At 63.7% G+C, this 25446-nt stretch carries 20 protein-coding genes; 16 read left to right on the forward strand and 4 right to left on the reverse strand.

Annotation, left to right across the window (positions count from 1 at the left end; all coding sequences use genetic code 11):
- Positions 1-22 precede the first annotated feature (22 nt).
- Together miaA and EJ072_RS26835 are read left to right on the forward strand one after the other, a co-directional pair.
- Entirely contained in the window at positions 23-967 is a 945-nt protein-coding gene (miaA, locus tag EJ072_RS26830) for a tRNA (adenosine(37)-N6)-dimethylallyltransferase MiaA (RefSeq protein WP_126083760.1), read from the forward strand.
- A 126-nt stretch (positions 968-1093) separates the two neighbouring features.
- Complete coding sequence (locus tag EJ072_RS26835; RefSeq protein ID WP_126082055.1) at positions 1094-1885, forward strand: GGDEF domain-containing protein; 792 nt, start codon at positions 1094-1096, stop codon at positions 1883-1885.
- Between the two features lie 172 nt (positions 1886-2057).
- Here EJ072_RS26835 and EJ072_RS26840 read toward each other — a convergent pair whose 3' ends face one another.
- Positions 2058-3884: an ATP-binding protein gene (locus EJ072_RS26840; protein ID WP_126082056.1), complete on the reverse strand. Its 1827-nt coding sequence runs from the start codon at positions 3882-3884 to the stop codon at positions 2058-2060.
- Positions 3885-4036: 152 nt separating this feature from the next.
- On the opposite strand from EJ072_RS26840, the gene EJ072_RS26845 reads away from it, so the two are divergent.
- Genes EJ072_RS26845 through EJ072_RS26855 form a run of 3 tightly spaced genes read left to right on the forward strand, consistent with a single transcriptional unit; the run spans position 4037 to position 5476 of the window.
- Positions 4037-4603, forward strand: a complete 567-nt coding sequence (locus tag EJ072_RS26845; protein ID WP_126082057.1) for an XRE family transcriptional regulator — start codon at positions 4037-4039, stop codon at positions 4601-4603.
- A 6-nt stretch (positions 4604-4609) separates the two neighbouring features.
- On the forward strand, positions 4610-4912 hold the full coding sequence (locus EJ072_RS26850) for a hypothetical protein (protein ID WP_126082058.1): 303 nt from the start codon (positions 4610-4612) through the stop codon (positions 4910-4912).
- A 36-nt stretch (positions 4913-4948) separates the two neighbouring features.
- A complete protein-coding gene (locus tag EJ072_RS26855; protein WP_126082059.1) occupies positions 4949-5476 on the forward strand; it encodes a GNAT family N-acetyltransferase in 528 nt (175 codons plus the stop codon).
- Positions 5477-5569: 93 nt separating this feature from the next.
- Here the strand turns inward: EJ072_RS26855 and EJ072_RS26860 are convergent, their stop codons facing one another.
- Positions 5570-7378 (reverse strand): NAD(P)/FAD-dependent oxidoreductase, encoded by a 1809-nt coding sequence (locus EJ072_RS26860; RefSeq protein WP_126082060.1) that lies wholly within the window; start codon positions 7376-7378, stop codon positions 5570-5572.
- A gap of 166 nt (positions 7379-7544) precedes the next feature.
- The gene (locus EJ072_RS26865) at positions 7545-9464 is read right to left on the reverse strand and encodes a sigma-54-dependent Fis family transcriptional regulator (RefSeq protein ID WP_126082061.1); all 1920 of its coding nucleotides are present in this window, start codon (positions 9462-9464) and stop codon (positions 7545-7547) included.
- Positions 9465-9852: 388 nt separating this feature from the next.
- Between EJ072_RS26865 and EJ072_RS26870 the strand changes: the two genes are divergently transcribed.
- From EJ072_RS26870 to EJ072_RS26905, 8 genes are all read left to right on the forward strand, one after another.
- Complete coding sequence (locus EJ072_RS26870) at positions 9853-11634, forward strand: acetolactate synthase 3 large subunit (RefSeq protein WP_126082062.1); 1782 nt, start codon at positions 9853-9855, stop codon at positions 11632-11634.
- Positions 11635-11776: 142 nt separating this feature from the next.
- Positions 11777-12349: an acetolactate synthase small subunit gene (gene ilvN, locus EJ072_RS26875; RefSeq protein WP_126082063.1), complete on the forward strand. Its 573-nt coding sequence runs from the start codon at positions 11777-11779 to the stop codon at positions 12347-12349.
- 279 nt (positions 12350-12628) lie between these two features.
- A complete protein-coding gene (locus EJ072_RS26880) occupies positions 12629-13939 on the forward strand; it encodes an efflux RND transporter periplasmic adaptor subunit (protein WP_126082064.1) in 1311 nt (436 codons plus the stop codon).
- Complete coding sequence (locus tag EJ072_RS26885; RefSeq protein ID WP_126082065.1) at positions 13936-17085, forward strand: efflux RND transporter permease subunit; 3150 nt, start codon at positions 13936-13938, stop codon at positions 17083-17085. The genes EJ072_RS26880 and EJ072_RS26885 overlap by 4 nt, the downstream gene beginning before the upstream one ends.
- A gap of 146 nt (positions 17086-17231) precedes the next feature.
- The gene (nthA, locus tag EJ072_RS26890; RefSeq protein WP_126082066.1) at positions 17232-17849 is read left to right on the forward strand and encodes a nitrile hydratase subunit alpha; all 618 of its coding nucleotides are present in this window, start codon (positions 17232-17234) and stop codon (positions 17847-17849) included.
- Positions 17846-18505 carry a nitrile hydratase subunit beta gene (nthB, locus tag EJ072_RS26895; protein ID WP_126082067.1) on the forward strand — a complete coding sequence of 220 codons (660 nt, stop codon included), beginning with the start codon at positions 17846-17848 and terminating at the stop codon, positions 18503-18505. The genes nthA and nthB overlap by 4 nt, the downstream gene beginning before the upstream one ends.
- Positions 18492-18842, forward strand: a complete 351-nt coding sequence (locus EJ072_RS26900; protein ID WP_126082068.1) for a nitrile hydratase accessory protein — start codon at positions 18492-18494, stop codon at positions 18840-18842. The genes nthB and EJ072_RS26900 overlap by 14 nt, the downstream gene beginning before the upstream one ends.
- A gap of 134 nt (positions 18843-18976) precedes the next feature.
- Positions 18977-20104, forward strand: a complete 1128-nt coding sequence (locus EJ072_RS26905; protein WP_126082069.1) for an ATP-dependent RecD-like DNA helicase — start codon at positions 18977-18979, stop codon at positions 20102-20104.
- 12 nt (positions 20105-20116) lie between these two features.
- Here the strand turns inward: EJ072_RS26905 and EJ072_RS26910 are convergent, their stop codons facing one another.
- Positions 20117-20512, reverse strand: a complete 396-nt coding sequence (locus EJ072_RS26910; RefSeq protein WP_126082070.1) for an STAS/SEC14 domain-containing protein — start codon at positions 20510-20512, stop codon at positions 20117-20119.
- Positions 20513-20620: 108 nt separating this feature from the next.
- Between EJ072_RS26910 and EJ072_RS26915 the strand changes: the two genes are divergently transcribed.
- The 3 genes from EJ072_RS26915 to EJ072_RS26925 all read left to right on the forward strand — a co-directional run bounded on the left by EJ072_RS26915 (position 20621) and on the right by EJ072_RS26925 (position 25430).
- Entirely contained in the window at positions 20621-21361 is a 741-nt protein-coding gene (locus EJ072_RS26915; RefSeq protein ID WP_126082071.1) for a pyridoxine 5'-phosphate synthase, read from the forward strand.
- Between the two features lie 86 nt (positions 21362-21447).
- Complete coding sequence (locus tag EJ072_RS26920) at positions 21448-23361, forward strand: potassium transporter Kup (RefSeq protein WP_126082072.1); 1914 nt, start codon at positions 21448-21450, stop codon at positions 23359-23361.
- 149 nt (positions 23362-23510) lie between these two features.
- A complete protein-coding gene (locus tag EJ072_RS26925) occupies positions 23511-25430 on the forward strand; it encodes a potassium transporter Kup (RefSeq protein ID WP_126082073.1) in 1920 nt (639 codons plus the stop codon).
- Positions 25431-25446 lie beyond the last annotated feature (16 nt).

Below are 25446 nucleotides of genomic sequence, written 5' to 3' on the forward strand. Positions count from 1 at the left end.
TGGACGGGACACTAGAGTGGCGATCAGCGGCATTGAACATTCCGGCAGGCAGGCGGGCGAAGGCCGCGTCAAGAACGCGATCCTGATAGCCGGGCCGACAGCCAGCGGCAAGTCGGCGCTGGCGCTCGATCTTGCCGAGCGTGGTGGCGGGGTCATCGTCAACACCGATTCCATGCAAGGCTATTCGGTGCTCGATGTCTTGACGGCACGACCGACCGCCGCCGAAACGGCACGCGTGCCGCATTTCCTCTACGGCCATGTGCATCCCTCCACGGCCTATTCCACCGGCGCCTGGCTGCGCGACGTGACGAAGCTGATTGACGATGGCGTCCTGTCGGGCCGTACGGTTGTTTTCGTCGGCGGCACCGGGCTCTATTTCCGCGCGCTGGCTGAAGGCATCTCGGATATGCCGGACATTCCACCGGCGGTGCGTGAGCGCTGGCGCTACGAGCTCAAGGAGCAAGGAGCCGAAAGACTGCATCGCCTGCTGATGCATGAGGATTCAACCATGGCCATGCAACTCAGGCCGACGGACGGCCAGCGTATCGTGCGGGCGCTCGAAGTGCTCGATGCTTCGGGACGTTCCCTCCTGGAGTGGCAGGCGGCGCGCGGCCGTCCGCTGATCGACCGCGACAGCGCTCGTTTCCTGGTGATCGAGCCGGACCGGGCGCAACTGGTCCGGCGCATCGAGGCGCGTTTCGACCAGATGCTCGACAAGGGCGCGCTGGACGAAGTGCGGCAGCTTACGGCGCTTGGCCTCGACCCGGACCTGCCGGCGATGAAGGCGATCGGGGTGCGCGAGCTGCAGGCGGCGATGGCCGGACAGTGCGGCTTTCCCGAGGCGATCGAGCGAGCCAAGATCGCGACTCGGCAGTATGCCAAGCGCCAATCGACCTGGTTCAGGCACCAACTGGGCGCGGAGTGGCGCAGGCTGCGACCGCACGATCAAGCGGCAGTTCGCGACTGACAAAAAGCCTTTTTCAATCAGCGCCTTAAAATCCTTTGTTCTAATTCTCTCCAGGGTTGTCCGGGTTAACGGTCCGTAAGGTCCGCTATGGCATAAGCTCAGGGGTTACAGTGGCGCGGGGAGTAGATGCGTTTCCACAAGGCGGAATCCGCTTTTTTCGTCTTTATTTTCGTGATCCTGGCCGCTGGCCTGGTGACCTTCCATGCCTTTGGTCAGTTACAGGACATCGCCTCGGACCTCGATGCCGCATCACGTGTCGACAAAATCGTCTATCTGAACAAATTGCTTTTCGTCACTGGCGCGCTGCTGGCGACCGCGCTGTTCTTCGGCACTTTCTTCATCTACCCGCTGATCCGCGGCCAGGTGCGGGAAGAGGGCAAGCTCAGGGCCATGACGGTCTCGCTCAGCGCCCGTTCGCAGACGCTCGAGCAGGCGGCGCTCACCGACGGTCTGACCGGCATGCAGAACCGCCGCTATTTCGACGATGCGCTGCGTGAATATCTCCATGAATTTCGTCGTATCGACAGGCCGGTCGGGCTGATGATCCTCGATCTCGATCACTTCAAACAGGTCAACGACACACATGGTCATGATGTCGGCGACGAGGTGCTGCGGGCCGTAGCCACCTGCCTGCGGGGCATGACGCGCTATCACGACGTGGTGGCGCGGCTGGGCGGCGAGGAGTTTGCCGTCGTCACTCCCAACATGGATGTCGAGCTGCTTGCCCGGTTCGCCGAACGCATCCGCAAGGCGATCGCCAACCTGTCGATCCTGTCGGGCAATGTGCGGCTGAAGGTCACCACCAGCGTCGGCCTTGCCGTGTGGGACCACAAAGAGAGCGCGGAGGATTTCTACCGTCGCGCCGACCGTCAGCTCTATGAGGCGAAGAAGCAGGGCCGCAACCGCGTCTGCGCCTAAATTCCGAAGATGAATTCGTGAGGCCGGCCGTATGCCGCCGTTTTCTGCGCTTCCGGTGCTCACGGACTTGATGTCCGCTCCGCTCCGGTTCTCGCAAACGGCACCATCCGACTCGGCCTGACGAATTCTCTATCGGAATTTACTCACCGTCCGATGTCGGGCGGTCAGTCGTTCAACTGCGTATGCCGAAGGTCGAGGGCTTCAGGCCGTAGCGGGTGTCGAAGTCGTCGTCGGGCTGAGGGCGGGGGGCGGCTGTGGCCGGCTTCTTATAGTCCGGGTCGCCGGCCTGCCGGGCCGAGTCGACGGTCTCGGCGAAGGCCATGGCCTGCTGCGGCTTCGGTACGTTGCGGAGCCGCTCGACGATCATGGCCAGGTCGACATCGCTGCCGTCCACGGAGGGCTCGACCTGCTCCCTTTTCGCGGTTCCGGGGATGAACTCCTGCGCCAGCTTCTCGAATTTCAACCGCATGGTGGTCGCGACGCCTTCGCCGAAGGCGATAGCTTCGCGCTGCCCCATCGAGGACAGGAACGCGAGCGTGGAGGCCGAGGAGTCGGCGATCGCCGAGCGGATGATTGCCTGGTCCTGCTCGTTGGCAAGACGCATGGCGAAGAAGGTCGAGCACTGCGACAGGATGGTCGGGTCGAGCTCGCCCGGGCGCTGGGTGACGACACCCAGATAGCAGCCATATTTGCGGCCTTCCTTGGCGATGCGCGACAGCGCATGCCTGGTCGGCGCGAAGCCGAGGCGCGGATCGGCCGGCATGTAGCGGTGCGCTTCCTCGCAAAGCAGGAGCAACCGCAGCCGGCCCTCGCTCCACAAGGCCAGGTCGAAGGCAAGGCGGGCCAGCACCGAGCAGACCGAGTTGACGACTTCCGAAGGCATGCCCGCCATCTCGAAGCAGGTGACCGGGCGGCCGTGGTTGGGGACACGGAAAATGTTGCCGATCGTTTCGTGGATCGTGTCCTCGATCAGGCGCGAATTGAACATGAAGCGGTAACGCGGATCGGCGGCCGCCGATTCGATGCGCGTCTTCAGCGACTTCAGGACCGGGCGATCGTTCTTGCTTTCGAGCAGGCCCATGCGCTCGTCGATCTGCTTGATGAGATCGGCGATGCGGTAAGGCACCGGCGTATCCGCCGTCAGCGCATCGCTGCCACGCCGAACATAGGTGCCGGAACTGGGGTTGCGATAGAGGTTCTTGGCCGCTGGGATCAGATCGCGCAGGACATCCACTTCCTCGGGCACCGTCTCGCGGCCGCGAAACAGCACTTCGGCGAATTCCTCCAGCCTGAACATCCAGAATGGCAGGTCGAGGGTCTTGGAATCGACCTTGACGCAATATTCCGGCAGCGAGGCCGCGAACTCGTTATGCGGGTCGAGGATGAGCACGCGCAGGTCCGGCCGCGCCTCGATCGATTTGCGCAAGAGCAGCGAGACCGCCGTGGACTTGCCGACGCCTGTGGTGCCGACGATGGCGAAATGGCGCGCCAGCGTGTCGTCGATGGCGATGTTGGCATCGATCGATTCATCCTGCGACAGCGTGCCGATGGTGACTGAATGGCGTCCTGCCAGATCGTAGACCGCCTGCAGGTCGCGGCTGCGAATACGGTGGGCGATCGCGCCGATATGCGGGTAGGCGGTGATGCCGCGGTCGAACACCGGCTTGGCGCCCGGCTCTGCGCCGTCGCGCACTTCGCCGATCAATTCGATGCTGACCTCGATCGGGTTCTGGCCCTCATTGCTCCAGGCGCGGTCCGATTTGCCGATCTCATAGACAAGGCCGACCGTGCGCGTGGCGCCGAGATTGATGGAGATCATCTTGCCAACCGTCCACTGGCCGGTAACCGTGCCGTCGGCATCCTCGGCGTAGGCGCTGATGGTAGCGCGCGCGCCGTCGCATTGCACGACATTGCCGAGAATGCGTTTGTCGCTTTGCAGGGCGTTGCGGCGCTCCTGCGAAATCGGTTCGCCAACGGAGGCTTCGCGTTCGACAAACATGACTGACCTGGTCCCATTCCCTGGAGCGTCGACCCTATCCAGGCGGAGTTAAATTGAGGTGAGGTCGAATGGTGTAGACGGTGTTAAGCCGGTCGCGACAATTCGATCGAATAGCCTCTTCCCGGATTTCGCAATTCCGATATATTGGACGAATGAACGATATATCGGATGACATCACTGCCACGATCGGCCGGCGGATACACTCCGAAAGGATGGTGAGGGGCTGGTCGCTGGCCGAGCTTGCGGGGCGCTCGGACGTGTCCAAAGCGATGCTGAGCGCCATCGAACGCGGCACCACCAGTCCGACCGCGGCGCTCCTGGTGCGCATCGCGGCCGCGTTCGGCATGACCCTGTCGACGCTGATCGCGCGGGCCGAGCTGCAAGGCGGCGGCGTTTTGCGCAGGGACGAGCAGCCGGTGTGGCAGGATCCGGCAACCGGCTACATAAGGCGGCATCTGTCGCCGGCATCGCAGATGCCGCTCGAGCTGATCAGGGTCAGCCTGCCGGCGGGCGCCAAGGTCAGCCTTCCGGCCGCGTCCTACGCCTTCATCAAGCAGCAGATATGGCTGATCGAGGGAAGGCTGGATTTCACCGAGGGTGATGTGGTGCACCGGCTCGAGCCCGGCGACTGCCTGGCGCTGGGGGCGCCGGCGGATTGCGTCTTTCATGCTCCCGGACCGGCTGCGGCGGAGTATCTCGTGGCGCTGGTCAGGGACTGATCTCAAATGCCTCGACGACCAAAACGCTCGCACAATGGCGGGCCGCCGCTCGACGACTATGACGGCCCGCCCTGGGGCAAGGGCGAAGCCTACGTCTTCCTCGCCTGGCGCGCCGCCCACGACAAGGCCTGGAAGGCGCCAAGCCAGGCCGTCATGCTGATGCGGCTGGAGAGGGCCGAGCGCCTCGGGCTGACCTACGAGGAATATACGCTCGAGATCCTGGAGCGAGGCCGCCGCGAGGACGACGCCGACCGTATCGCCGAGATTCGGCGGGCGCGGCGGCGCAGGCGGATCAGCCACTTCGAATGACCTTCCTCATGTCTCATCGCCTTGGAGAACACCAGCATGAACGCACTTGAAATCCGGGCCTTGAGCGACGATGCGGCGACCATTGCGATGCTCGCCGATCTGTTGATCGAAACCGTCGCCGCGGGCGGATCGGTGAGCTTCATGCATCCATTGCCGGCGGAGGCGGCACTGGATTTCTGGCGCAAGTCGCTTGCCGCGGCCGCGCGCGGAGAAAGGGCGGTGCTGGGCGCATGGCAGGATGGGGTGCTTGCAGGAACCGTCACACTGCTGCTCGACTTTCCGCCCAACCAGCCGCACCGCGCCGAGATCGCCAAGCTGATGACCGGACGGGACCATCGCGGCAAAGGCGTCGCGAGCGCACTGATGCGCGCCGCGGAGGCACTGGCGGTCGAGAAGGGCCGCACGCTGCTTGTGCTGGACACGGCAAGCGAGGAGGGCGCGGCGGGGCTTTATGAGAAGCTCAGCTTCACGCTGACCGGCGAGGTCCCCGACTTTGCGCTAAAGCCGCATGGCGGACTGACCGGGACGCTGATCTACTGGAAGCGGATAGGGAAAGATCGATAGCCATCAAGTTGCGACCATGTGGGCCTGTCCGAAGCTCAAGGCGGGATAGATGAAAGCCCGTGGCGGGCTTCCATCTATGGAAAGTGTCCGGCCTCACGCCTTGTGGTGGACCTCCTGCAATCCATAAACCGGGGTAGGCAACCCGACCTGCCTGGCCTTCAGCTGCAGCGCAAGATAATGCGAATAGTGCCGCGACTGGTGGAGGTTGCCGCCGTGGAACCACAGTGCTTCCTGCTGCGTCGGCTTCCACATGTTTCGCTGCTCGCCTTCCCAGGGGCCCGGGTCTTTGGTGGTGTTGGAGCCGAGACCCCAAACCTTGCCGACCTTGTCCGCCACTTCCTGCGAAATGAGGTCCGCGGCCCAACCGTTCATCGAGCCGTAGCCGGTGGCATAGATCACCAGGTCGGCCGGCAATTCGGTGCCGTCGACGAATTTGACGCCGGTTTCGGTGAGTTCCTGCACAGCGGCTCCCGGTCCGCTCTTCAGCTTGATCGAGCCGTCGATCACGAGGTCGCAGGCGCCGACATCGATGTAATAGCCGGAACCGCGGCGCAGATATTTCATGAACAGGCCGGAACCGTCATCGCCCCAGTCAAGCATGAAGCCGGCCTTCTCCAGGTCTTCATAGAATTTCGCGTCACGCTCCTTCATCTGCTGGTAAAGCGGGATCTGGAATTCGTGCAGGATGCGGTAGGGCAGGGACGCGAAGATCATATCGGCCTTGCGCGTCGTCATGCCGTTCTCGACCGCCTGCTCGGAGTAGAGCGCGCCAAGCCCGATATCCATCAGCGTGTCCGACTTGACGATGTGGGTGGATGAGCGCTGCACCATGGTCACGTCGGCGCCGCCTTCCCACAGCGCCGCGCAGATGTCGTGCGCCGAGTTGTTGGAGCCGATGACCACCACCTTCTTGCCGCGGTATTTGTCCGGGCCGGGATGGGTCGAGGAGTGCTGCTGCTCGCCCTTGAAGATGTCCTGGCCCTTGTATTTCGGCCAGTTCGCCTTGCCCGACATGCCGGTCGCCAGCACCAGCTGCTTGGGCTTGAGCACGATCTCGTTGCCGTCGCGCTCGACGACGACCGTCCATTCCTTCGTCTTCTCGTCGTATTTGGCGGATTTGGCGGTGGTGGAGTTCCAATAGTTCAGCTCCATCACCTTGGTGTACATCTCCAGCCAGTCGCCGATCTTGTCCTTCGGCGCGAAGACCGGCCAGTTCTTCGGGAAGTCGATATAGGGCAAGTGATCGTACCAGACCGGGTCGTGCAGGCAGAGCGACTTGTAGCGCTTGCGCCAGGAGTCTCCGGGACGCTCGTTCTTCTCGATGATGATGGTGGGCACGCCGAGCTGCTTCAGCCGGGCGCCGAGCGCGATACCGCCCTGTCCGCCGCCGATGATGACGACATAGGGTTGCTTCGTATGGCCGAGCTCGGCGATCTCGTCGTCGCGCTCCTCGCGCCAGGTCTTGCGGTCCTTGCCGTGCCCGTGCTTGGCGCCGAGCGGACGCGTGAAGCCAGCCTTCTCCTCATGCCCTTTCAGCTCCGCCATCGTGGTGAGCAAGGTCCAGATCAGGTCGCCCTTGAACCGCACAAGGCCAAAACCGCGCGCGACGCTTGTCTCGAAGGTGATCCAGGCGGTGATGACGCCGCCATCCTCGGTCGCTTCTTCGCCGTTGGCCACCGCCCATGCGGTCGGCTTGATGTTGGCCAGCGTCGCTTGCAGCATGTCGCGAACCTGATCCTGGCCCTCCATGGTCTTCAGGTTCCAGGTGAAGGTGACGAGGTCGCGCCAGTAGCAGTCGGCCTGGAAACAGTTGACGGCGCTGTCGATGTCGCCGGCTTCCAGCGCCTTGCCGAACTTGTCGAGCAGCGCCTGTGCCTTGGTGGTGGGTGTTCTCTCGAGCATTTGTTCTCCTCCACTTGCTAGATTGCGTCATGAGCAGCAAACGGCGTGCCAACCGTAGCGCTCATCTGGACTGTTAAACGGAATCAATCTGTTAGGACGCTCTTGCGGCGCCTTGCCTGTTGCATTTCCTGTTGCACGCGCTACGGCGCGCCACACCCCTGTAATGTCAGTTCGGCGCCTCCAGCCGCAGGCGCTTCATGCGGCGATGGACCGTGGTGCGGTCGACGCCGAGACGCCGCGCGGCTTCGGAAATGTTCCAGCCGGTCGCCGCCAGCACGGCCAGCAGGGCTGCGCGTTCTTCCTCGGGCGAGGGGGCGCGCAACGCGACCAGGCTGGCGGAAGGCGCCGGGGGCGCCGTGCGGACCGGGGCGAAATCGGGCAGGTCCGTGGGCTGGATCGTCTCATCGTCGCAAAGCGCCACCGCCAGGTCCACGGCGTTGACGAGCTCGCGGACGTTGCCGGGCCAGCCATGACGGATCAGCGCCAGCCGCGCCGCGGGCGATAGTTTTGCCGGCCGCCCGGCCAAGCGTGCGCGCTCGCCGACCAGCCGTTCCAGCAGCCATTCGAAATCGGTGCGCTCGCGCAGCGCCGGCAGTGTCAGCGAGGCGGCGTTCAGCCGGTAGAACAGATCCTCGCGGAAACGGCCCTCGGCAACCAGTCGGCGCAAGTCATGGTGCGAGGCGGAGATGATCTTGATGTCGACAGGCCGAGGTGCTGTGCCGCCAACCGGGATCAGTTCGCGCTCGGCGATCACCCGCAGCAGGCGCGATTGCAGCGCGTAGGGCATGTCGCCGATCTCGTCGAGGAAAAGCGTGCCGCCGTCGGCGCTCTCGATCAGCCCCTTGCGTCCCTTGGCCGTGGCGCCGGTAAAGGCGCCGGCGGCGTGCCCGAACAGCTCGCTCTCGATCAGATGTTCGGGAATGGCCGCGCAATTGATGGCCACGAACGGGCCGGAACGCCCGGAGCTGTCATGGAGCGCGCGGGCGAGATGTTCCTTGCCGGAACCGGTCTCTCCATGGATCAGGATCGGGATGGTGGTGCGCGCCAGCTTGGCGGCCCGCGCCTGCATGGCCGCCATGGCCGGATCGCCGCCGGAAAGCTCTGCGATCGGTTTCGGCAGCGCCTCGGCGGGAGCGCGGCGTCCGCTCGACGGCTGCGGCTCGATGGCATGCGCGAACAGCGCGCTGCCGTTGCGGCCGAACACCAGCCGCTCCTCGGTCGGGCGCCCGCGCGTCAAGTTCGGCAAGTCATCGATATCCATGTCGAGGTAACGCGAGATCGGCTGACCGATCGGCGAGGAGAGCCTCCAGTCGACGCCTCCGGCCTGCGCCAGAAGCAGCGCCCCGCCGCGCGTGGTGCCGAGGATGCGGCCCGAGGCATCGAGCGCGATGGCTGCTTCCGGATCGACATCGAGGAATTCGGGCGAGCGCGAGAAGCGCAGCACCCATTCCGAATGCATCTGCGCCATCAAATTGGCGAGCTCGATGCGCCGGGCAGACGCCGTCACCAGGTGAAGGGCAAGGTTCTGGCTGACTTTCGGCTGCGGCGAGCGCAACAGCGATATGTCGAGGACGGCGGTCAGTTCGCCCTTGGTGTCGAAGATCGGCGCGGCGGTGCAGGAGAGCGGCGTGTGGGTGGTATCGAAATGGTCGGTCTGGTGAATTGTCATCGCCTCGCCGGTGACGATGCAGGAGCCGACGCCGCAGGTTCCAGTGCGGCTTTCGGACCATTCGGACCCGAGATAGAGACCGGCCGTGCGCAACTGGTCCATGAACAGCGGGTCGCCGAGGAAGTCGACGGTGACACCTTTCGCGTCGGCCAGCAGCAGGACGTAGTTCTGGCCGGCCACCTGCTTGAACAATGTCTCCAGCCCGCTGCGGGCAATGGCGATCAGTCTTTCGGACTGCTCGCGATGCTCGCGCAACTGGGTATCGGGCACGATGTAGGCTTCCGTCGGACGTGCCGGGTCGAGCCGATGCGTATCGATGCAGCGCAGCCAGGACTGCACCACGATATCGTCGCGGACCGAACGCGCGCCAGACAGCACCTGTTCGATCTCGCGGATATGCTCCCGTTCGCCAGCCATGCGTCCTCCTCGCAGCCAACGTCACATCATAGTGCATGTCGTGCCTCCAAACCGCTCCACCCTTGCGGGCGACATGCATCGGCACATACTGGTGCCTCGGCGGCGGGCGCTCAACTGTACTATGGTAGCGCGAAACAGCGCCTTTTCTCACAGGCGGGTGAATTCGCGCCGGACCCCATTGACGAGCCCGCGTTTTCGCCCTTATTGTCCGCGCCCATGAAAACGGCACTCATTCTCGTAGGCTGGCGCGTGGGCAAGGCGGTGTAACCGCCGGGCGAAAACCTCCCATGCGCACCACACAGGCTCCCTCGGGGGCCTTTTTTATTGCCTCTAATCCAACTAAACGACCAGCAATCGCCAGATGGCGAAACAGTACGGGACCAGACCGATGAGCAACGGACAGAACGAGCGGCGCGAAATGACGGGTGCCGAAATGGTGGTGCAGGCGCTGAAGGACAATGGCGTCAAGCACGTCTTCGGCTATCCGGGCGGCGCGGTCCTTCCGATTTACGATGAAATTTTTCAACAAGACGATGTCGAGCACATCCTGGTCCGGCACGAGCAGGGCGCAGGCCATGCGGCCGAAGGCTATGCGCGCTCGACCGGTAAGGCCGGCGTGCTCCTGGTGACGTCCGGCCCCGGCGCCACCAATGCGGTGACGCCGCTGCAGGACGCGCTGATGGATTCCATCCCGCTGGTCTGCCTCACCGGCCAGGTGCCGACCTCGCTGATCGGCTCCGACGCCTTCCAGGAATGCGACACGGTGGGCATCACGCGGCCCTGCACCAAGCACAACTGGCTGGTGAAGGACGTCAACGATCTAGCCGCCACCATCCATGAAGCCTTCCATGTCGCGACGACAGGCCGGCCCGGCCCGGTCGTGGTCGACATCCCGAAGGACGTGCAGTTCGCCAAGGGCATCTACGTGCCGCCGCAGACGGCGCCGCGCACCAGCTACCAGCCGAAAGTCCAGGGCGACCTGGAAAAGGTGAAGGCTGCCGTCGAGCTGATGGCCGGCGCGAAGAAGCCGATCATCTATTCGGGCGGCGGCGTCATCAATTCCGGCCCGGAGGCGAGCCATCTGCTGCGCGAGTTGGTCGACCTCACCGGCTTCCCGATCACTTCGACACTGATGGGGCTCGGCGCCTATCCGGCATCGGGCAAGAACTGGGTCGGCATGCTCGGCATGCACGGCACCTACGAAGCCAATATGGCGATGCATGATTGCGACGTGATGGTCTGCATCGGCGCGCGCTTCGACGACCGCATCACCGGCCGACTGAACGCGTTCTCGCCGAACTCGAAGAAGATCCACATCGATATCGATCCGTCCTCGATCAACAAGAACGTCCACACTGACGTGCCGATCATCGGCGATGTCGGCCGTGTGTTGGAGGATCTGGTGCGGCTGTGGCGGGCGACCGCCAAGACCGACAAGAAGGCGCTCTATCCGTGGTGGGAGCAGATCGCGAAATGGCGCGCGCGGGATTCGCTGGCCTACAAGATGAACAGCGACGTCATCATGCCGCAATATGCGATCCAGCGGCTCTATGCGCTGACCAAGGACATGGACACCTACATCACCACCGAGGTCGGCCAGCACCAGATGTGGGCGGCGCAGCATTATCATTTCGACAAGCCGAACCGCTGGATGACGTCGGGCGGCCTGGGCACAATGGGCTACGGCCTGCCGGCCGCGCTCGGCGTGCAGATCGCGCATCCGGATGCACTGGTCATCGACATCGCGGGCGACGCCTCGGTGCAGATGACCATGCAGGAGATGAGCTCGGCGGTGCAGTATGAGGCGCCGATCAAGATCTTCATCCTGAACAACCAGTATATGGGCATGGTGCGCCAGTGGCAGCAGCTCTTACACGGCAACCGGCTGTCGCATTCCTACACCGAGGCGATGCCGGACTTCGTCAAGCTGGCGGAGGCCTATGGCGGACACGGCATTCGTTGCGACAAGCCGGACGAGCTCGACGACGCGATCCGCGAGATGATCTCGGTGAAGAAGCCGGTTCTGTTCGACTGCCGCGTGGCGACCTTGGCCAACTGCTTCCCGATGATCCCTTCGGGCAAGGCGCATAACGAGATGCTTCTGCCGGACGAGGCGACCGACGAGGCAGTGGCCAACGCCATCGACGCCAAGGGCAGGGAACTGGTTTAGAGCATGATGCCGAAAAGTGAGAAGCGGTTTTCGGGCAACATCATGCTCCATCCATAACACTAGCCACAAAGGCGGGGCTGTCGCGAGAAAGCCGTGCGCAAACTGAGAATTAGCTCAAAAGTCTAAAATAGAGATTCATGTCATGAACGCACAGCTCCAGCCGACCGGTTCGGCTTATTTAATCGCCAAGGAAACCGAGAAGCCGGAAACCCATACGCTTTCCGTGCTGGTCGACAACGAACCGGGCGTTCTCGCCCGCGTCATCGGCCTTTTCTCGGGCCGCGGCTACAACATCGAAAGCCTTACCGTTTCCGAGACCGAGCACGAGAAGCATCTGTCGCGCATCACCATCGTGACGCGCGGCACGCCGCATGTGATGGAGCAGATCAAGCATCAGCTCGAGCGCATCGTGCCGGTGCACCGGGTGGTGGACCTGACCGTGCGCTCGCATGAGCTGGGACAGGAGCGGCCGCTGGAGCGCGAACTCGCGCTGGTCAAGGTCGCCGGCACGGGCGACGCCCGCGTCGAGGCGCTTCGGCTTGCGGACGCCTTCCGCGCCTCGGTCATCGACGCCAACACCGAGCATTTCATCTTCGAGATCACCGGCAAGGGCTCCAAGCTCGACCAGTTCATCGCCATCATGAAGCCGCTTGGCCTGGTCGAGATCTGCCGCACCGGCGTTGCGGCGATGAACCGCGGCCCGCAGGGGATGTGAGCAAGGCAGACATCGCTCGCACCCCTTCAATCGTTTCTCTGGCCCGGCAGTCGTCCATCTTGGCGGCCTTTCGGATCGGTGGACAGCCCGGTCGGATCCCCTGTTACCCGGCTGCCTAACCATTGTGCAGTGCACATTAAATCTTCGTAATGCCGCGTTTTGGCCCTTTTCCGCCAAAGCCTTGTCCTATCTATTCGGCGAAAATTGCGGCAAGGCGCCGTGGATCGGGCTAGGATAGACCACCTGGTCCGGCGTGTCGGGTCAGAGGGCATATTGTCGATGCGCGGAAAAATTGCCTTTGCAGTTGTTGCGGTCGCCTGCCTGGCGGGGGCCGGGCTCTACTATTCGCCCACGATGCTGGCCCCCACAATGCTGGCCAGGGTCCAGCAGCTGATTTCGGGCAAGCAGGCTGACGCGAGCGACAAGACGGCGAGCGGCGACAAGACGGCCGGCGCCCCGGACAATGCGAAAGGCGACAATGCGAAAGGCGGCGGTCCACGTTCGGCCTCGATCGTCTCCGCCGTCGCGACCACCGCCGATTTCCCGATCCGGCGCTATGCCATCGGCTTCGTCTCGTCACCGGAGGTGGTCAACATCAATGCCCGTGTTTCCAGCCAGATCGTGTCGATCGCGGTCAAGGACGGGCAGATGGTCAAGGCCGGCGATCTGCTCATTTCGCTCGATGACCGCGCGCTGAAGGCGCAACTGGCCAAGGATCAGGCGACGCTCGCCAAGGACCAGGCGATGCTGGTGAGCGCCCAGGCCGACCTGCAGCGTGCCAAGGATCTTGTCGCCAAGCAGGCCGGCACGCAGCAGACCTACGACCAGGCGCTGGCGGCGCAGAAAGCCGCGGCCGCGACCATCGATGCCGACAAGGCGACGATCGACGCCGATACCGTGCAATTGAGCTACGCGACCATCACGGCGCCGATCTCGGGCCGGCTCGGCGCCGTCAACGTGTCGGTCGGCGATCTCGTCACCACCAGCAATGGCAGCTCAAGCAGTTCGACGCCGCTGGTCACCATCACGCAGATGGACCCGCTGCAGGTGAATTTCACGCTGCCGGAAAGCAACCTCGCCCTTTTGCACAAGGCGCTCGCCGACCCGCAGCAAGGCAACGTGATGCTGACCAAGGACGGTGACCCCACGCCCATCGGCAAGGGCACGCTCGACTTCGTCGATTCCAGCGTCGATACCGCTTCCGGCACCATCGCCACGCGGGCCAGCATACCCAACCCGGATCTTTCGCTGTGGCCGGGGCAATATGTGAATGTGGTGCTCGATGCCGGCACGATGCCGCACATGACCTCGGTGCCGACGGTCGCGGTGCAGCCCAGCCAGAAGGGCCCCTTCGTCTATGTGGTCAAGCCGGACAACACGGTGGAGATGCGGCCAGTGCAGGTGGCGCTGACGGAGGGGCAGAACAGCGCCATCAGCGATGGTCTGAAGAGCGGCGAGAAAGTCGTCGTCGAGGGCCAGACACGGTTGAAGAACGGCGCGGCGGTACATGAAGGCAAGGCGGCCGGATCCGGTGACCAGGCGTCACCGAAAGTCGCTGAGGCCGACAAGGCGGGCGGAGCTGCCCAATGATCTCCGAATTCTGCATTCGCAGGCCCGTCGCCACGCTGCTGATGTCGTTCGCCCTCATTCTGGGCGGTATCTTTGCCTACAAGTTCCTGCCGGTGGCGGCGCTGCCGAGCGCCGAGTTTCCGGTGGTCAATGTTTCGGCCAGCCTGCCCGGCGCGTCGCCGGAGACGATGGCGACATCGGTGGCGACGCCGCTGATCAAGCAATTCGCGACGATCGCCGGCATCGATTCGATCTCGACCACCAATTCGCTCGGCCAGACCTCGATCGCCATCCAGTTCGTGCTGAACCGCGACATCGATGCCGCCGCCGCCGACGTGCAGGCGGCAATCGCGCGAACGCAAAGATCGCTGCCGCCGGAAATGACCTCGCCGCCGAGCTATCGCAAGGTCAATCCGGCCGACGCGCCGATCCTTCTGATGTCGCTGGTCAGCGGCACGGTCCCGCTGACCGATCTCGACGCCTTCGCGGAAAACGTCATCTCGCCTTCGCTGTCGACCATCGACGGCGTGGCCCAGGTGTCGATCTTCGGCCAGCAGAAATACGCGGTGCGCATCCAGATCGATCCGTCCGCGCTTGCCGCGCGCGGCATCTCGATCGATCAGCTGCAGGCGGCGATCGCCTCGGCCAACAGCAACACGCCGCTCGGCGTGCTGCAGAACAACAAGCAGCAGTTGACGATCACCGCCAACACGCAGCTGACCAGTGCCGCCGGTTTCTCCAACCTCATCATCGCCACGAAGAACGGCCATCCGGTGCGGCTGGGCGAGGTGACCCGCGTCGTCGATTCCGTGCAGACCACGACGACGGCGAGCTGGTATGACGGCACCCGCGCGATCATCATGGCGGTGCAGCGCCAGCCCGATGCCAACACCGTCGATGTCGTCGACAAGGTCAAGGCGATGCTGCCGTCCTTCCAGGACCAGATGCCGGCCGCCGCCCAGATCAAGCTGCTCAACGACCGCTCGACCTCGATCCGCCAGGCCGTCGACGACGTTCAGTTCACGCTGCTCCTGACCATCGCGCTCGTCGTGATGGTGATCTTCGTCTTCCTGCGCCGGGTGACGGCGACGATCATCCCGGCGGTGGCGGTGCCGATCTCGCTGATCGCCACGCTTGGCGCGATGTTCCTGTTCGGCTTTTCCATCGACAACATCTCGCTGATGGGACTGACCTTGGCCGTCGGCCTCGTCGTCGACGACGCCATCGTCATGCTCGAAAACATCTTCCGCCACATGGAAGAGGACGGGCTGTCGGCCTTCGACGCCTCGCTGAAGGGCGCGCGCGAGATCGGCTTCACCATCATCTCGATCTCGATCTCGCTGGTGGCGGTGTTCATTCCGGTGCTTTTGATGGGCGGCGTCATCGGCCGCATCTTCAACGAATTCGCCGTCGTGGTGACCGTCGCCATCCTGGCCTCGATGTTCGTCTCGCTGACGCTGACGCCGATGCTTTGCTCGCGGCTGTTGTCGGTGACGAAGGCGGATCGCGAGGCGCATAGCGCCGGCAGGCATGACATCGTCACCCGTGCCTATGACTGGCTCTTGAGCTTCTGCCTGCGCCACACCTTCCTGATTTTCCTGGTCTTCATCACCACTGCCGCGGCGTCGGTGTGGGTGATCCAGGTTTCGCCGAAGGGCTTCTTCCCGCAGGAAGATATCGGCCAGATATCGGTCACCACCATGGCGCGCCAGGACATCTCGTTCGACGCCATGGCGAAGCTGCAGGGGCAGGTGGCCAGCGTGTTCTCGAAGTCGCCCTATGTCGACCATGTGGCCTGGTCGGCCGGCAGCGGCAACAACGCGCTCAACCAGGGCCAGCTTTTCGTCCAGCTCAAGGGCAAGGACCAGCGCCCCAACATCGAGAAGGTGCTTGCGGATCTGAGACGCCAGCTGGCCGGCGTGGCGGGCATCGAGACCTACATGCAGCCGGTGCAGAACCTGCGGCTCGGCTCGCGGTCGTCCGCCAGCGCCTACCAACTCGTGGTTCAGGGGCTCGATACCAAGCAGACCGACGTCTGGGCACAAAAGCTTAATGATGCCATGGCCGCGGACCACACCATGTTCACCGACGTCACCAGCGACCTGCAGAACAATGCCTTGCAGGCATCGCTCGTGATCGACCGCGACAAGGCCGCCCAGCTCGGCATCGACACCGACACGCTGCGCTCGGCGCTTTATGGCGGCTTCGGTACCGACCAGGTCTCGACGATCTTCGGTTCGGCCGACAGCTATGAGGTCATCACCGAGCTCGACCCCAAGATCGAATGGTCGCCGGAACACATGCTGGCCATCCAGATGCGGACGTCGAGCGGGACTCTGGTGCCGCTGGGCGCCTTCGCCCGCGTCGACCGCACGGCCGGCGCCCTGACGATCAACCAGCTCGGACAGCTGCCGGCGGTGACGATCTCCTACAACCTGCCGCAGGGCGTGTCGCTCGGCGACACGGTGACCCGCATCGACCAGCTCAAGGAGCAGATCGGCATGCCGACGGCGATCTCGACGAGCTTTGCCGGCACCGCCAAGACCTTCCAGGATTCGCTGGCCAACCAGGGCCTGCTGATCGGCGGCGCGATTCTCACGATCTATATCGTGCTCGGCATGCTCTATGAGAGCTTCATCCATCCGCTCACCATCCTCACCGGCCTGCCGTCAGCGGTGCTTGGCGCGGTGGTGGCGCTGCGCTTCGCCGGCATGGACCTTTCGGTCATCGCGGTGATCGGCATCCTGATGCTGATCGGCATCGTCAAGAAGAACGGCATCATGATGGTCGACGTCGCGCTGGAGCTGAGGCGACAGGGCATGTCGGCGAAGGAGTCCATCCATAAGGCCTGCCTGATGCGTTTCCGGCCGATCATGATGACGACGCTGGCCGCGCTGATGGGCACCTTCCCGATCGCGCTCGGCACCGGCGCCAGCGCCGAATTGCGCCAGCCGCTCGGCATCGCGGTGGTAGGCGGCCTGCTCGCCTCGCAGGCGCTGACGCTGTTCGTCACGCCGGTGATCTACGTCTATTTCGAGAACTTCTCGGGCTGGCTGCTCAGCTTTTCGTCGAGAAGGAACCAGCCGGCGCTGCATGTGGTGGAAGGCGGCGAGCAGGGCTCGCTGTTCGACGGCGAGTCGGAACCAAAGAAGGTGGCGGCCGAGTAGGAGCATGATCCCGAAAAGTTGCAGACTTTTCGGACAAGATCATGCCTCAGAAGACAAACCTGGAGGGAAGCCTCAGTTTCGCTCCAGTTCCACTGGCCCAAGGCGTCGCGCTTGCGGCCAACGGCGGCCGATCCTAGTCTTGCGTCATGACCCACGATCATGACCACGACAACGAGCTCGATCCGTTCGCGGCGCGCGTGCGCGCGCTGGAGACGATCCTGACCCAGAAAGGCCTGATCGATCCGGCGGCCATCGACGTCATCGTCGATACCTATGAGACCAAGATCGGTCCGCGCAATGGCGCGCGGGTGGTGGCGAAGGCCTGGAACGATCCGGCTTACGCCGAATGGCTAAAGCTCGACGCGACCGCCGCGATCGAATCGCTCTCCTATACCGGCCGCCAGGGCGAGCACATGCAGGCCGTGTTCAACACCGAGGAGACGCACAATCTCGTCGTCTGCACGCTGTGCTCCTGCTATCCGTGGTCGGTGCTCGGCCTGCCGCCGGTCTGGTACAAGGCGCCGCCTTACCGCTCGCGGGCGGTGATCGATCCACGCGGCGTGCTGGAGGAATTCGGGCTGACGCTGCCCAAGGACAAGAAGATCCGCGTGTGGGATTCGACCGCCGAGCTTCGCTATCTGGTGGTGCCGATGCGACCCCGCGGAACGGAAGGCTGGAGCGAGGAGCAGCTCGCCGAGCTGGTCAGCCGCGACGCGATGATCGGCACGGCGCTGGCCAAAGAGCCGGAAGCGGAGCCGGCATGAACGGGCCGCAGGATCTCGGCGGACAGATGGGCTTCGGGCCGGTCGCACCCGAGAAGGACGAGCCTTATTTTCACGCGGCATGGGAAAGACGGGCGTTGGGCGTGACGCTCACCGCCGGCTCCATGGGTGCCTGGAACATCGATGAAAGCCGGCATGCCCGGGAATCGCTGCATCCCGCCGACTACTATTCGTCGAGCTACTACCAGATCTGGATCAAGGCGCTGGAAACGCTGCTGAAGCGCCATGGCTTCGTCACCGAGCGCGACCTTGCCGCCGGCAAGGCGCTCGATCCGGCCGCGACGCCGAAAAGGGCGCTCAAGGCAGCGGACGTCCCGGCCGTGCTCGCCAAGGGCGGGCCGTGCGACCGGCCCGTCGCCATGCCGGCATGGTTCCAAGCAGGCGATCGTGTGCGGACGAAGAATTTCAACCCGACCGGACATACGCGCCTGCCGCGCTACGCGCGCGACAAGGCCGGGAGGATCGAGGCCGTTCGCGGCGGCTTCGTCTTTCCGGACAGCAATGCGCATGGCAAGGGCGAGAACCCGCAATGGGTCTATACCGTGGTGTTCGACGGGGCCGAAATCTGGGGCGAGGGCGCCGATCCGACGCTCAGCATCTCGATCGATGCCTGGGAGAGCTATCTTGAGCCGGCATGAAGGCGCCTTGCCGGCGGGCTTCGACGAGCCGGTCTTCGCCGAGCCGTGGCAGGCCGAAGCCTTCGCCCTGACCGTTGCGCTGCACGGCAAAGGCCTGTTTTCGTGGAGCGAATGGGCGGAGGCGCTGTCCGCCGAAGTGAAGAAGCCTGGCGCGGCGAGCGACGGCCACGACTATTACGAGCACTGGCTGGCGGCGCTGGAGAAGCTTCTGGCGGTCAAGGGCGTTGCCGGCAAGAATGATGTCGATGCGCTTGCCGCCGCCTGGGAACGCGCCGCGCACGCAACGCCACACGGCAAGCCGATCCTGCTGGAGAATGATCCGGGCGCTAGCCCGTAGATCGTCTTTGTTCTCTTTACGTTCCTATTTCTGGCTGATAGCCTGGGCTATCGAAGGTGGCCGCTTTGTCGCCGACAACGGTCGGTATTGCGGCCAATCTTGTCTTTCGCTTGCGAATCCGGTCTGTCGCACTGATGGAATTTTCTCCCCAACAGGACGAGGCTCTGAAGGCGGTCGGGCGCTGGCTCAAAGAGGGCCGGCCGCAGGTCTTTCGGCTGTTCGGCTATGCCGGCACCGGCAAGACGACGCTGGCGCGCTATTTTGCCGAGCATGTCGACGGCCAGGTGCAGTTCGCCGCCTTCACCGGCAAGGCGGCGCAGGTGCTGCGCTCCAAGGGGGCGACCAACGCCCGCACCATCCATTCGCTGATCTATAGACCGAAGGGTGAGGAATCGGTCGAGGACGAGGTGACCGGCAAGACCTCGATGTCGCCGACCTTCTCGCTCAACCGGCAAAGCCCGATTTCGCGCGCCAAGCTCGTCGTCATCGACGAATGCTCGATGGTCGACGAGCAGCTCGGCCGCGACCTGCAGAGCTTCGGCACGCCGATCCTGGTGCTTGGCGATCCGGCGCAGCTGCCGCCGATCTCGGGCGGCGGCTTCTTCACTGAGCATGAACCGGATGTGCTCTTGACCGAAATCCACCGCCAGGCGCGCGACAACCCGATCATCCGGCTGGCGCTCGACGTGCGCGAGGGCCGGGAATTCATGCATGGCGACTACGGCACGGCGCAGGTGATCGGCAGGGAAGCGGTCAACCAGGACCTCGTGCTCAAGGCGGACCAGGTGCTGGTCGGCACCAACCGCACGCGCCGTCGCTACAATCAAAGGCTGCGCGAGCTGAAGGGGTTCAACGCCGATTTCCCGCAAGCCGGCGACAAGCTGGTCTGCCTGCGCAACGATCCGGCCAAGGGGCTGCTCAACGGCTCGCTGTGGAAGGTGATGACCTCCTCGCGCGAGACGGTGAAGCCCGGCATCAACCTTCTGGTTTCGCCGGAGGAGGACGATCCCGACCGCGGCGTCGCCAAGATCAAGCTGCTCAAGGCGGCGTTCGAGGATCCCGACGCGGAAATCCCGTGGCAGCAGAAGAAGCGTTTCGACGATTTCGACTATGGCTATGCGCTGACCGTGCACAAGGCGCAGGGCTCGCAGTGGAACGACGTCGTGCTGTTCGACGAGAGCTGGGCCTTCAAGGAGACCCGCCAGCGCTGGCTCTATACGGCGATCACCCGCGCCGCCGAGCGGTTGACAATCGTTCGCTGAGGTTTTTGGCCATCAGGTCGGCCTTGCGCCAAGCCACTGCCAGGCGGCTTCCTCATCGTCGACATCGAAGCGCCTGACTTCGAAAGGCAGCGTTTTGGGGAACACGCCGGCGACGAGGGAGGCCCAACTCGGCTCGCCTATGACGGCGCAGCGCACGACATGTTCCATCGCGTCGGCCACGCCCTGTCGAAGCGTGTCCTGCTTGATATTGGCCCAGTCGACGCTTTCCTCGTCGGTCAGCCTGATCAGCACGTCGATCCTCGGATGCAGCGCGTAGGCGGCTTCCAGCAGGCCGAACAGGTTTTCCGCATCGGCCGGCGAGACATCGCCGACGACGTCGATGGCGAAAAGCGCGTCGCGGTTGGTCTCGATGCGGCGAATAGCCGGCACGGCTTCAAGGAAATTCACTGCAAATCCTCACTTTAGCCTCCAACTGTCCCCTGGAACACGCGAAACCCCCTATCTGTTCCCGTCAAAGGCGCTATAGATGCCCGCCGATCCACTGGACCCCAGCTCATGCCCGCCAAGCTTTCGGTCAATCTCAACGCCGTCGCCATGCTGCGCAACCGCCGCGACCTGCCGTGGCCGAGCGTCATCGGACTTGGCCGCATTGCCCTTGCCGCCGGCGCGCATGGGTTGACGGTGCATCCCAGGCCCGACGAGCGGCACACAAGGCATTCCGACCTGCCGGAGATCAGGGCGCTGATCGACGACGAATTCCCAACGGCGGAGTTCAACATCGAGGGCTATCCGACGGAGGATTTCCTGGCACTGGTCGAAAAGAACCAGCCCGAGCAGGTGACGCTGGTGCCGGACGACCCGGCGCAGGCAACCTCCGACCATGGCTGGAACTTCGTCGCCCAAGCGGCGTTCCTCACTCCGATCGTCAAGCGGTTGAAGAAAAGCGGATTCAGGGTGTCGCTGTTTTCCGACGCGGACCCTGCGGGCGTGAATGCGGCACGCGATACCGGCGCCGATCGCATCGAGCTCTATACCGGTCCCTATGGAGGTTTCCATTCCGATTCGGCAAAAGCGGCGAAAGAACTGGAAAGGCTGGGAAAAACCGCCGACGCCGCATTCAAGGCCGGGCTCGGCGTCAATGCCGGACACGATCTGACCGTGGAGAACTTACCGCCATTGGCCAAACGCATCCCGGCATTGGCCGAAGTATCGATCGGACATGGGTTGACAGCCGATGCGCTGGAGTATGGCATGGACGGCACGGTCGGGCGGTTCTTGAAGGCCTGCGGATGGTAGGGGACTTTGGGTAGTTTCGGCAGTCTTGGTGTGTCGCGCGCGTCGCGGTGGCCTCGGAGCGTGACGAATTCGGTAAAGTGGGGTTCATGGTGCTAGCCAACGCCAGCGAAACGGAATCCCTCGAACGCTCGGGCCATGCCGAAACCGAGCGGCAGCACAGCACTAAGGTGCTCATGCTTGGCGCGCTGGGCGTCGTCTATGGCGACATCGGCACGAGCCCGATCTACGCCTTTCGCGAGGCGCTGCACGCGTCTTCGAGTTCGGTTGCCCGCAATGACGTACTCGGCGTGCTGTCGCTGATCGTCTGGGCGCTGACGATCATCGTCACGGTCAAGTATGTCGCCTTCGTGCTCAGGGCCGACAACAAGGGCGAGGGCGGCACGCTGTCACTGATGGCGTTGGCGCGCAGCGCCTATCCCCCGGGCTCCAGGCTCATCCTGGTGATCGGCATTTGCGGCGCGGCGCTGTTCTTCGGCGATTCAATCATCACCCCGGCGATCTCGGTACTGTCGGCGGTCGAAGGCCTGGAAGTCGTCACGCCTGCGCTCGATGCCTTCGTGGTTCCGATCACGCTGGTCATTCTGGCGGTGCTTTTCGCCGTGCAGCGCTTCGGCACGGGCAAGGTGGCGGCGGTGTTCGGGCCCGTGACGGCGACATGGTTCGTGGCGATCGGCGCGGCCGGCGTCTACCACATCGTCGATGACCCGTCGGTTTTCTTGGCGATCAATCCATATTATGCGATCTACTACCTGGCCACGACGCCGACCGGAGCCTTCGTTACCGTCGGCGCGGTCTTCCTGGCGGTGACCGGCGCGGAGGCTCTCTATGTCGACCTCGGCCATTTCGGCCGCAAGCCGATCGTGATGGCCTGGTTCGCGATCGTGTTTCCCTGCCTGCTGCTCAACTATTTCGGCCAGGGCGCCTTCGTGCTCTCGCATGGCGGCAAGCCGACCAACCCGTTCTTCCAGATGCTGCCCGAATGGGCGCTAATGCCGATGGTGGGCCTAGCGACAGCGGCCACGGTCATCGCCAGCCAGGCCGTCATTTCCGGCGCCTTCTCGCTGACTAGGCAGGCGGTGCAGCTCAACCTTCTGCCGCGCATCGAAGTGCAGCACACGTCCGAGATGCAGAGCGGCCAGATCTATATGCCGAGGGTCAACCTTCTGGTCGCGCTTGGCGTGATGCTTCTGGTCGTCGGCTTCGGCAGCTCGAGCGCGCTTGCGTCGGCCTACGGCATTTCGGTGACCGGCGAGATGCTGATGACGACTATCCTTTTGTTCGTGGTGATGCGCTGGCTGTGGAAATGGCAGGTTGCGACCGCACTGGCCCTGGTGGTGCTCTTCGGCGTCATCGATCTCGGTTTCTTCTCGGCCAATGTCGTCAAAATCGTCGAGGGCGGCTGGGTCTCGATCACTGTCGCCTGTCTGATGGGGCTGATTATGTGGACCTGGATCCGCGGTACCCGCTACCTGTTCGACAAGACGCGCCGCAACGAGATCCCACTCGACTTCCTGGCGTCGAATCTCCTGAAGAAGAAGCCGCAGCTCGTCTCGGGCACGGCCGTGTTCCTGACCAGCGATCCCTTAAGCGCGCCGACCGCGCTGATGCACAGCCTGAAACACTACAAGGTGCTGCACGAGAAGAACGTCATCCTGTCGGTGGTGACGGCGCCGCAGCCGGTGGTGCCGGACAGCGAGCGCGTGAAGATGGAGACGGTCAACGAGCTGTTCATGCGCGTGACGCTGACCTTCGGCTACATGGAGCAGCCCAACATTCCGCGCGCCTTGGCCATCTGCCGCAAGCAGGGCTGGAAGTTCGACATTATGACGACGTCGTTCTTCCTGTCGCGGCGCTCGCTGAAGGCCTCACCCAATTCCGGCATGCCGGTCTGGCAGGACCGGCTGTTCATCAGCCTGGCGCGCTCGGCGGCGGATGCCACTGAGTATTTCCAGATCCCGACCGGGCGAGTGGTCGAGATCGGCACGCAAGTGGCCATCTGAACGAGAGCGGCTTGCGCCGGATGAACAAACGCGGGCCGGTCCGTAGACCAAAAGCCGTGCGCCGGCGGCATGGGAGCCCTCACGCAAGGGCACTTGATATTGCACTGCAGCAAGCGTAGAGCACCGCGCGTTTTATCGGAGTGTCGTCCATGGCCCTCGCCAATGGTGGTGCAGACGCAGAACCCGCCGACCAGTCGAGTCACGCTGAGATTGAGCAGCATAGCACCAAGGTGCTGATGCTGGGCGCGCTCGGCGTGGTCTATGGCGATATCGGCACGAGCCCGATCTATGCGTTCCGCGAGGCGCTGCACGCCTCTTCCGGCGGTGATGTCGCGAACCGCGCCGACATCCTGGGCGTGCTGTCGCTGATCATCTGGTCGCTGACCATAACGGTGACGGTGAAATACATCATGTTCGTGCTGCGCGCCGACAACCGCGGCGAGGGCGGCGTGCTGTCGCTGATGGCGCTGGCGCGCAGCAGTTTCGCTACACGTTCCGCGATTATCCTGGCCATAGGCATCGTCGGCGCCTCGCTGTTCTTCGGCGATGCGGTCATCACGCCAGCCATCTCGGTGCTATCGGCGGTCGAAGGCATGAATGTCGTGACGCCGGCCTTCCAGCCTTACGTCGTTCCGTTGACGCTGGTCATTCTCGCCGTGGTCTTTGCCGTGCAGAGGTTCGGTACTGGGGGCGTCGGTCTGGTATTCGGTCCGGTGACTGCAATCTGGTTTCTGGCCATCGGCCTGTCCGGTCTCAACCACATCATCGACGATCCGGAAATCCTGTGGGCCATCAGCCCGCATTACATCGTGGCTTTCCTGATCAATTCACCCGATGTGTCTTTTGTCACTATCGGCGCCGTGTTCCTGGCCGTCACCGGAGCCGAGGCGCTCTACGCCGATCTTGGTCACTTCGGCCGCAAGCCGATCGTGCTGGCATGGCTGGCGATTGTGTTTCCCTGCCTGCTTTTGAACTATGCCGGGCAGGGCGCCTATGTGCTCGCCAAGGGCGGCACGGTCGGCCATCCGTTCTTCGAGATGAACGAGGGCTGGGCGCTCATCCCGATGGTGGTGCTGGCGACGGCGGCAACTGTTATTGCCAGCCAGGCTGTGATCTCCGGCGCCTATTCTCTGACCAGGCAGGCGGTGCAGCTCAACATGCTGCCTCGGCTCGAAATCCTGCACACTTCGGAAAAGCAATCCGGGCAGGTTTACATGCCGCGCGTCAACATGCTGCTGGCGTTGGTGGTGATGCTGTTGGTGGTCGGTTTCGGGGAGTCCAGCAAGCTGGCTTCGGCCTACGGCATCTCGGTGACCGGGAACATGTTGGTGACGACGACGCTGCTCTTCGTCGTCATGACTCGGATCTGGAAATGGAACATCTGGCCGGCAGTTGCGCTGACGGCATTGTTCGCGCTTATTGACGTTGGCTTCTTTGCCTCCAACATCGTCAAGGTGTTCGAGGGCGGCTGGGCCTCGCTCGCTGTTGCCTTCGCCATCATCCTCGGCATGTGGACCTGGGTGCGGGGCAGCCGCTACCTATTCGACAAGACGCGCCGCAACGAGATCCCGCTCGATTTCCTGGCGGCGAACCTGCTGAAGAAGAAGCCACAGCTGGTCTCAGGCACCGCCGTGTTCCTGACCAGCGATCCGCTCAGCGCGCCGACGGCGCTGATGCACAGCCTGAAACACTACAAGGTGCTGCACGAGAAAAACGTCATCCTGTCGGTGGTGACCGCGCCGCAACCGATCGTGCCCGACAGCGAGCGGGTCAAGCTGGAGACGGTCAACGAACTGTTCATGCGCGTGACGCTGACCTTCGGCTATATGGAGCAGCCCAACATTCCGCGCGCGCTGGCCATCTGCCGCAAGCAGGGCTGGAAGTTCGACATCATGACGACGTCCTTCTTCCTGTCGCGGCGCTCGCTGAAGGCTTCACCCAATTCCGGCATGCCGATCTGGCAGGACCGGCTGTTCATCGGCCTGGCCAAGACGGCGGCGGACGCGACGGAGTATTTCCAGATCCCGACCGGACGCGTCGTGGAGATTGGCACGCAGGTCGCCATCTGACAGACTGCGCCGCATC

Source organism: Mesorhizobium sp. M2A.F.Ca.ET.046.03.2.1, from assembly GCF_003952425.1.
Classification (GTDB): Bacteria; Pseudomonadota; Alphaproteobacteria; order Rhizobiales; family Rhizobiaceae; genus Mesorhizobium.

Bases quoted from the DNA above. Each gene is read 5' to 3' on its own strand.
- EJ072_RS26860 (WP_126082060.1), bottom strand. From the start codon at position 7,378: ATGCTCGAGAGAACACCCACCACCAAGGCACAGGCGCTGCTCGACAAG.
- EJ072_RS26920 (WP_126082072.1), top strand. From the start codon at position 21,448: ATGGTGCTAGCCAACGCCAGCGAAACGGAATCCCTCGAACGCTCGGGC.
- EJ072_RS26865 (WP_126082061.1), bottom strand. From the start codon at position 9,464: ATGGCTGGCGAACGGGAGCATATCCGCGAGATCGAACAGGTGCTGTCT.
- nthB (WP_126082067.1), top strand. From the start codon at position 17,846: ATGAACGGGCCGCAGGATCTCGGCGGACAGATGGGCTTCGGGCCGGTC.
- EJ072_RS26845 (WP_126082057.1), top strand. From the start codon at position 4,037: ATGAACGATATATCGGATGACATCACTGCCACGATCGGCCGGCGGATA.
- EJ072_RS26870 (WP_126082062.1), top strand. From the start codon at position 9,853: ATGAGCAACGGACAGAACGAGCGGCGCGAAATGACGGGTGCCGAAATG.
- nthA (WP_126082066.1), top strand. From the start codon at position 17,232: ATGACCCACGATCATGACCACGACAACGAGCTCGATCCGTTCGCGGCG.
- EJ072_RS26915 (WP_126082071.1), top strand. From the start codon at position 20,621: ATGCCCGCCAAGCTTTCGGTCAATCTCAACGCCGTCGCCATGCTGCGC.
- EJ072_RS26880 (WP_126082064.1), top strand. From the start codon at position 12,629: ATGCGCGGAAAAATTGCCTTTGCAGTTGTTGCGGTCGCCTGCCTGGCG.
- EJ072_RS26905 (WP_126082069.1), top strand. From the start codon at position 18,977: ATGGAATTTTCTCCCCAACAGGACGAGGCTCTGAAGGCGGTCGGGCGC.
- ilvN (WP_126082063.1), top strand. From the start codon at position 11,777: ATGAACGCACAGCTCCAGCCGACCGGTTCGGCTTATTTAATCGCCAAG.
- EJ072_RS26840 (WP_126082056.1), bottom strand. From the start codon at position 3,884: ATGTTTGTCGAACGCGAAGCCTCCGTTGGCGAACCGATTTCGCAGGAG.
- EJ072_RS26835 (WP_126082055.1), top strand. From the start codon at position 1,094: ATGCGTTTCCACAAGGCGGAATCCGCTTTTTTCGTCTTTATTTTCGTG.
- EJ072_RS26855 (WP_126082059.1), top strand. From the start codon at position 4,949: ATGAACGCACTTGAAATCCGGGCCTTGAGCGACGATGCGGCGACCATT.
- EJ072_RS26925 (WP_126082073.1), top strand. From the start codon at position 23,511: ATGGCCCTCGCCAATGGTGGTGCAGACGCAGAACCCGCCGACCAGTCG.
- EJ072_RS26850 (WP_126082058.1), top strand. From the start codon at position 4,610: ATGCCTCGACGACCAAAACGCTCGCACAATGGCGGGCCGCCGCTCGAC.
- EJ072_RS26885 (WP_126082065.1), top strand. From the start codon at position 13,936: ATGATCTCCGAATTCTGCATTCGCAGGCCCGTCGCCACGCTGCTGATG.